Below are 7,315 nucleotides of genomic sequence, written 5' to 3'. Positions count from 1 at the left end.
GGGGGTGCGCGGGGGCGGTGTGCTGGTGCATGGCGGGTGTACCTCCTCGTCGGGCTTCCCCTGCGGGAGGCCGTACGGACGCACCCGGCCGGGTTCCTCCGGCGGGCGGCCACGGGGCGGGGGCGCTGTGCCCGGCGTCGTCGGCGGGCGGGGACCGGGCGGGAGCGTCCGCGCCTGCGGCGGACCGGTGCCGGGCGAGGGCGGCCGCGCCTCCGGCGGTCGTACCTCCGGTGGCCGCGCTTCCGGCGGTCGGGCCCCCGCGCAGCGGTTGCCGTACGGACGCACCTCGCCGAGCCGGGTCCCGAGCCGCTCGGTGATCCTGGTGAGCAGTTCGGCGGTGGTGTCGAACGTGCTGTCCGGCTCCGTCATGGACCGATCCTGCGGGCACCGCGTTGCCTGCCCGTTGCGCGGGGGTCACGGCTGTTTTCCGTGACCTCACGGCCGCCGCGCGCGTCCTGTCAGGACGTCTCCGGGCGCCACACGTACCGGACGTCCGGCTCGCGCTCCTCGTTGTGCGCGCCGTCGGTGTGCTCGGCGGCGACGAAGCCGTGCCGCTCGTAGAAGCGCCGCGCCGGGGCGTTGACCTGGAACGTCCAGAGCTCCAGGCCGGCCGGGCTGCGGCGTTTGGCCAGGTCCACGAGCCGGTCGCCGACGCCCCGGCCGCGCCACGGCGGGTCGACGTACAGCTGGTCCAGTTCGCCGCCGTCCAGGACCATCACGGCGACGGTCGCGCCCCCGGCCGTCGCCACCCAGGTCTCCCGGTGGGGCACGACCACCTCCCGGAACCAGGCCCTGACCTGGTCGTCCGTGTGCGCCCGGCGCACGTCCGGGAGCGCCGCCGCATAGGAGCGCAGCCAGACCTCGGCCGCTCCGGCGGCGTCGGGGGCGACCGCGCGGCGGAGGACGGGGGCGTCGGTCTTCGTGCTCTTCACGGTCCGGATCGTACGGACACCGCGCCCGTCCCCTCCCCCCTTTTTTCGTTCCGAATCACGGAATATCTTTTCCACTATGAGAATGTCCCCCGCGTCGCTCCCCCGGCGCGCCGCCGCCGAGTTCATCGGCACCGCCGCCCTCGTCGCCGTCGTCGTCGGCTCCGGCATCCGCGCCGACTCCCTCAGCCAGGACACCGGCGTCCGGCTGCTCGCCAACGCCTCCGCCTCCGCGCTCGGCCTCGGGCTGCTCATCGCCCTCATCGGCCCGCTCTCCGGGGCCCACTTCAACCCCGTCGTGACGCTCTCCGAGTGGTGGTCCCGGCGGCCCGAACGAGGTGGGCGCGAAGCCCTCGCCTACATCGGCGCGCAGCTCGCGGGGGCCGTCGCGGGCGCCCTGCTCGCCGAGGCGATGTTCGGCCGGGCGCCCGGCGCCTGGGCCACCGAGCCGCGCACGGAACCGCACCTGCTGCTCGGCGAGGCCGTCGCCACCGCCGGGCTCGTCCTGGTCGTGCAAGGCCTGCGGCACACCGGCCGCCCCGGCCTCGCCCCGGTCGCCGTGGCGGGCTACATCGGCGCGGCGATCTGGTTCACCTCCTCCGGCTCCTTCGCCAATCCGGCGGCCACCGTCGGCCGTTCCCTCTCCGACTCCTTCACCGGGATCGCCCCCGCCTCGGTGCCCGCCTTCGCCGCCGCGCAACTCCTCGGGATGCTGTGCGGCCTGGTCCTGGCGGGTGTGCTGTACGGAACAGACGGGGCGTCCGGCGAACCGAACGCGGTCGAGGCGCGTCGGACGGGGTGACGACAGACCGCTTCCCTGGAGGTTCCCGCATGCCGGCACGGTTCACCCGGTGGCTCCCCCGTACCGTCCGGGCCCGCCGCCGCGCCGTCCAGGCCGTGATGGCGGGCGCCGTCCTCGCGCTCCTGCCCGCCACCTGGATGCACACGGCCGCCGCCGGAAGGCTCCGCACCACCGCCGACGTGCCCGCCCGGGACGTCGCCGTCGTCTTCGGCGCCGGACTGTGGAAGGGCCGCCCCACCCCGTACCTCGCACACCGGCTGGACACCGCCGCCGAGCTGTACCGCACGGGCAGGGTGCGGGTCCTCCTCGTCACCGGCGACAACAGCCGGACCGCGTACGACGAGCCCAGCGCCATGCGCGCGTACCTCACCGAGCGCGGGGTGCCGGACGGCCGGATCGTCAGCGACTACGCGGGCTTCGACACCTGGGACTCCTGCGTCCGGGCCCGGAAGGTCTTCGGCGTCGACCGGGCCGTCCTCGTCACCCAGGACTTCCACGTCAAGCGGGCCGTCGCGCTGTGCGGCCGGGCGGGCGTCGACGCGTACGGGGTCGGGGTCGCCGAGCCCCGCGACCGCACCTGGTACTACGGCACCACCCGCGAGGTGTTCGCGGCGGGCAAGGCGGCGCTCGACGCCGGTCTGCGGCCCGACCCGCACTTCCTCGGCCCGGAGGAGAAGGGCGTCACCGAGGCGCTGGCGTCGCCCCGCGGACGGTGAGACCGGGCGGGCCCTCACCTCCCGCCGCCCGCCCGGCGGAGGGCATGGCACCGCGCCCGTAATACGCCGCGCCGCCCCGCGTAACACTCCCGTCCCACCCTGGCGGCATGTCCGACGCCACCGCCGTCCCCACCCACTGCCCCTACTGCGCCCTCCAGTGCGGGATGTCGCTGCGTCCCACCGGCGCTCCGGAGGCGCCCGCCGAGGTGGTCGAGCGGGCCGACTTCCCCGTCAACCGGGGCGCCCTGTGCGGCAAGGGCCGCACCGCCCCCTCCGTGCTCTCCTCCCGGGTCCGGCTCACCGGTCCCCTGGTCCGAAGCCCTGACACGGGGGCCCTGGTGCCCGCGTCCTGGGAGGAGGCGCTCGCCGCCGTCGCCGACGGGCTGCGCCGGACCCGCGCCGACCACGGCCCCGATGCCGTGGGGGTCTTCGGCGGCGGCGGCCTCACCAACGAGAAGGCGTACTCCCTGGGGAAGTTCGCCCGGGTCGTCCTCGGCACCTCGCAGATCGACTACAACGGGCGCTTCTGCATGTCGTCGGCGGCCGCCGCGCACCAGCGGGCCTTCGGCCTCGACCGGGGGCTCCCCTTCCCGCTGGAGGACGTCCCTCGGACCGGGTGCGTGATCCTCGTCGGCTCCAACCTCGCCGAGACCATGCCGCCCGCCCTGCGCTACCTCACCGAGCTGAAGGAGAACGGCGGGAAGCTGATCGTCGTCGACCCGCGCCGCACCCGCACCGCCGAGCAGGCCGACCTGCACCTGGCGCCGCGCCCCGGCACCGACCTCGCGCTCGCCCTCGGCCTGCTGCACCTGGTGGTGGCCGAGGGGCGGGTGGACGAGGAGTTCGTACGGGAGCGGACCACCGGCTGGGAGGAGGCCCGCGCCGGGGTCATGTCCCACTGGCCCGAGCAGGTCGAGCGGATCACCGGGGTTTCCGTGCCGAGCCTGCGCGAGGCCGTCGCCCTGTTCTGCGACGCCGGCAGCGGCATGGTCCTGACCGCGCGCGGTCCCGAGCAGCAGTCCAAGGGCACCGACACCGTCGGGGCCTGGATCAACCTGTGCCTGGCCACCGGCCGGGCCGGGCGGCCGCTGAGCGGGTACGGCTGCCTCACCGGCCAGGGCAACGGCCAGGGCGGGCGCGAACACGGCCAGAAGGCCGACCAGTTGCCCGGCTACCGCAAGCTCGACGACCCGGCCGCACGCGCGCACGTGGCCGGGGTGTGGGGCGTCGACCCCGAGTCGCTGCCGGGGCCGGGGCGGAGCGCGTACGAACTCCTCGACGCGCTCGGCGGGGACGTGAAGGCCCTGCTGCTCATGGGCTCCAACCCGGTGGTGTCCGCGCCGCGCGCCGCGCACGTCGAGGGGCGGCTGCGGTCGCTCGACTTCCTCGCCGTCGCGGACGTGGTGCTCTCCGAGACCGCCGCGCTCGCCGACGTCGTCCTGCCCGTCACCCAGTGGGCGGAGGAGACCGGCACCATGACCAACCTGGAGGGGCGCGTCCTCCTCCGCCGCCGGGCCCTCGACCCGCCCGCCGGGGTGCGGAGCGACCTGGAGGTGCTGCACGGGCTCGCGGGGCTCCTCGGACACGGGAAGGGCTTCCCCGCCGACCCCGAGGAGGTCTTCGAGGAGCTGCGGCGCGCCTCGGCGGGCGGGCCCGCCGACTACTCGGGCATCGACTACCGGCGCGTCGAGGAGGAGGGCGGCGTGTTCTGGCCCTGCCCCGAACCGGGGCATCCGGGGACGCCCCGGCTGTTCCTGGAGCGGTTCGCGACGGCCGACGGGCGGGCCCGGTTCGTGCCGGTGACGCACCGGGCGGCGGCCGAGGAGACGGACGCCGAGTACCCGGTGGTGCTGACCACGGGCCGGGTGGTGTCCCAGTACCAGTCGGGGGCGCAGACCCGGCGGGTGGACGAGCTGAACGCGGCGGCGCCCGGCCCCTTCGTGGAGCTGCACCCGAGGCTGGCCGAGCGGATCGGGGTGGCCGAGGGCGAGCGGATCACGGTCGTCTCGCGGCGCGGCCGGGCCGTCGCACCGGCCCGGATCACCGCCTCGATCCGGCCGGACACCGTCTTCATGCCGTTCCACTGGGCGGGCGAGGGCCGGGCCAACACGCTGGTCAACCCGGCGCTCGACCCGGTCTCCCGGATGCCGGAGTTCAAGGTCTGCGCGGTGCGCCTGGAGCGCGCCTGAGGCCGGTCCGGGCGCGTGTACGGTGCGCATCGAGCATTCCGGGCCGGTCCGGCGTCCGCGCGGTGCGCCGGGAACGCGCCCGAGGCCGGTCCGGACGTGTGCGCGGTGCGCCGGGGACGCCGCTACGGCCGGCTGAACCAGTCGCCGCTCTCGATGACCGGGCCCAGCGGCGCGTCCGGGGCCGCCAGGAACACCCAGGCGAGGACCCGCGCCCCGTCCCGTGCCCGGACCACCTCCTTCGCCACCCGCTCGTACCCCACGGGCAGTTCGAGGCGGTCGAGCAGGCCGAACAGCTCGCCGTAGGAGCCGGGCGCGGGCGTGAGCAGGGTGCCGACCACCCGGCCCTTCTCCGCCGGGACGACGTACGGGTAGCCGGGCCCGTCGTACAGGACCGCGCCGTCCATGACGGCGTCCGCCTCGGCGCCGATCCGGCCGGCGAGGAACCGGTCGTGGTTGTACGCGCCCGGCCGGAGCGTCCCGTACACGAAGAACGGCAGCTCGTCGTCGGCCACCGGGCCCTCGACCGCCGGGTCCGGCGAGGTCTCCCGCTCGACCCAGCGGGCGTACCCCTCGCTCACCCGGGCGACCCGGGTGGCGAGGATCTCGGGCGTCTCGTAGTCGTGGGCGGCGAGGAGGTGCGCCTCCAGGGCGGGGTAGCGGGCCTCGGTGGTCTTGAGGACCACCTCCCACTCCTCGGTGCTCTCGATCGCGCCCCGCCAGTGGTAGACGGAGGTGACGGGCCCCGCGATCTGCGCGCAGGCGGCGAGCCGGGCCTCGACGGCGCCGCGCGCCAGGGCGTCGGCCTTGGCGCGCGCGTCGGTGGTGGTGCGGACGGTGACGATCACGTCTCCACCGTACGGGCGAACTGGGCCGCGTGCAGCCGGGCGTACGCGCCCCCGGCGGCGAGCAGCTCCTCGTGGGTGCCCTGCTCGGCGATCGCGCCGCGCTCCATCACCAGGATGGTGTCGGCGTCGCGGATCGTGGAGAGCCGGTGGGCGACGACGAAGCTGGTGCGGCCCGCGCGCAGCGAGGACATGCCCTGCTGGACGAGGAGTTCGGTGCGGGTGTCGACGGAGCTGGTGGCCTCGTCGAGGACGAGGACCACCGGGTCGGAGAGGAAGGCGCGGGCGAGGGTGACGAGCTGCTTCTCGCCGGCGCTGAGGCCGCCGCCGTCCTCGTCCAGGACGGTGTCGTAGCCGTCGGGCAGGGTGCGGACGAACCGGTCGGCGCGGGCGGCCTCCGCCGCCGCGACGATCCGCTCGCGGGAGACCTCGCCGGGGACCCCGTAGGCGATGTTCTCGGCGATGGTGCCGCCGAAGAGCCAGGTGTCCTGGAGGACCATGCCGGTGTGGGAACGCAGCTCCTCCCGGGTCATCGCGGCCGTGTCGACGCCGTCGAGGGTGATCCGGCCGCCGGTCGGCTCGTGGAAGCGCATCAACAGGTTGACCAGGGTCGTCTTGCCTGCGCCCGTGGGGCCGACGACGGCGACGGTCCGGCCGGGCTCGACGGTCAGGGACAGGTCCTCGATCAGCGGCCGGTCGGGGTCGTGGCGGAAGGAGACCCCCTCGAAGGAGACACGGCCGCGCACCGGTCCGGGCCGCAGGGGCGCGGCCGGGTCGGGGGCCTCCTCCTCGGCGTCGAGGAGGTCGAAGACCCGCTCGGCGGAGGCCACCCCGGACTGGAGCAGGTTGGCCATGGCGGCGATCTGGGTGACGGGGCCGTTGAACTCGTACGAGTACTGGACGAAGGCCTGCACGTCCCCGACGGTGAGCGTGCCGCTCGCCACCCGCAGTCCGCCGACCACGGCGACGGCCACGTAGGTGAGGTTGCCGACGAAGGTCAGGGCGGGCTGGATGAAGCCGGAGACGAACTGGGCGCGGAAGCTCGCCCGGTACAGCTCCTCGCCCAGTTCGTCGAAGCGGCGCACGGCCTCCTCGCGCCGTCCGAAGGCGACGACCTCGGTGTGGCCGGTGACCATCTCCTCGACGTGGCCGCCGAGCCGGCCCGTGACCGCCCACTGCTTCACGAACTGCGGCTGGGCGCGCCGTGCGACGAGGGCGGCGACGGCGAGGGAGACGGGGACGGTGGCGAGGGCGACGAGGGCGAGCGGCGGGGAGATCCAGAACATCATCGCGAGGACGCCGACCAGGGTGAGCAGGGCGCGCACCATCTGGCTGAAGGCCTGCTGGAGGGTCTGGGTGATGTTGTCGATGTCGTTGGTGGTGCGGGAGAGGACCTCGCCGCGCGGCTGCCGGTCGAGGTGGGAGAGGGGCAGCCGGGCCAGCTTGTGCTGGGCCCGTTCGCGCAGCCGGTGCCCGGCGCGCTGGACGACGGTGGTGGCGATCCGCTGCTGGAGCCAGATGAAGACGGAGGAGCCGAGGACGACGGCGGCGGAGAGGGCGAGGACCCGGCCGACGGCCGCGAAGTCGACCCCGGCGGGGCGGGTGACGCCGGTGACGACGAGGTCGGTGGCGCGACCGAGGAAGAGGGGGGCGAGGACGGAGAGGGCGACGCCGGCGGCTCCGGCGGTGAGCAGGGCGGCCAGGAGGGCCCGGTCGGGGGCGAGGGTGCGCAGGAGGCGGAGGCCGGAGGTGCGGAAGGCGAGGGAGCGTTCGAGGGAGGGGGTGCCGGGGCCGGAACCGGGTCCGGTCTGCGGCGGGGGTCCGGTGCGGGCGGGGG

The 7,315-nt window shown here is 75.4% G+C and carries 6 protein-coding genes and 1 pseudogene; 3 read left to right on the top strand and 4 right to left on the bottom strand.

The window, feature by feature from the left end; translation table 11 throughout:
• Nucleotides 1-369 (bottom strand): annotated as a pseudogene (locus OO47_RS38310) (hypothetical protein); the annotation flags it as partial.
• Nucleotides 370-458: 89 nt separating this feature from the next.
• On the bottom strand, nt 459-932 hold the full coding sequence (locus tag OO47_RS32650) for a GNAT family N-acetyltransferase (RefSeq protein WP_030210925.1): 474 nt from the start codon (nt 930-932) through the stop codon (nt 459-461).
• A gap of 76 nt (nt 933-1,008) precedes the next feature.
• On the opposite strand from OO47_RS32650, the gene OO47_RS32645 reads away from it, so the two are divergent.
• The 3 genes from OO47_RS32645 to OO47_RS32635 all read left to right on the top strand — a co-directional run bounded on the left by OO47_RS32645 (nt 1,009) and on the right by OO47_RS32635 (nt 4,636).
• Entirely contained in the window at nt 1,009-1,731 is a 723-nt protein-coding gene (locus OO47_RS32645; protein WP_033211133.1) for an aquaporin, read from the top strand.
• 29 nt (nt 1,732-1,760) lie between these two features.
• Nucleotides 1,761-2,447, top strand: a complete 687-nt coding sequence (locus tag OO47_RS32640) for a SanA/YdcF family protein (RefSeq protein ID WP_033211130.1) — start codon at nt 1,761-1,763, stop codon at nt 2,445-2,447.
• 107 nt (nt 2,448-2,554) lie between these two features.
• Nucleotides 2,555-4,636 (top strand): molybdopterin oxidoreductase family protein, encoded by a 2,082-nt coding sequence (locus OO47_RS32635; protein ID WP_030210933.1) that lies wholly within the window; start codon nt 2,555-2,557, stop codon nt 4,634-4,636.
• A 122-nt stretch (nt 4,637-4,758) separates the two neighbouring features.
• Here OO47_RS32635 and cutA read toward each other — a convergent pair whose 3' ends face one another.
• Nucleotides 4,759-5,481, bottom strand: coding sequence for a divalent cation tolerance protein CutA (gene cutA / locus OO47_RS32630; RefSeq protein WP_030210934.1), 723 nt, complete (start codon nt 5,479-5,481; stop codon nt 4,759-4,761).
• The coding region (locus OO47_RS32625; protein ID WP_033211128.1) for an ABC transporter ATP-binding protein at nt 5,478-7,315 on the bottom strand (1,838 nt) is incomplete at its 5' end. The genes OO47_RS32625 and cutA, both read right to left, overlap by 4 nt.

It is taken from the genome of Streptomyces bikiniensis (genome assembly GCF_000716625.1).
Taxonomy (GTDB): Bacteria; Actinomycetota; Actinomycetes; order Streptomycetales; family Streptomycetaceae; genus Streptomyces; species Streptomyces bikiniensis.
The sequence above is the reverse complement of the archived record's forward strand: the minus strand, read 5'-3'. Positions and strand labels throughout refer to the sequence as shown.

Bases quoted from the DNA above. Each gene is read 5' to 3' on its own strand.
- OO47_RS32645 (WP_033211133.1), top strand. From the start codon at position 1,009: ATGAGAATGTCCCCCGCGTCGCTCCCCCGGCGCGCCGCCGCCGAGTTC.
- OO47_RS32640 (WP_033211130.1), top strand. From the start codon at position 1,761: ATGCCGGCACGGTTCACCCGGTGGCTCCCCCGTACCGTCCGGGCCCGC.
- OO47_RS32635 (WP_030210933.1), top strand. From the start codon at position 2,555: ATGTCCGACGCCACCGCCGTCCCCACCCACTGCCCCTACTGCGCCCTC.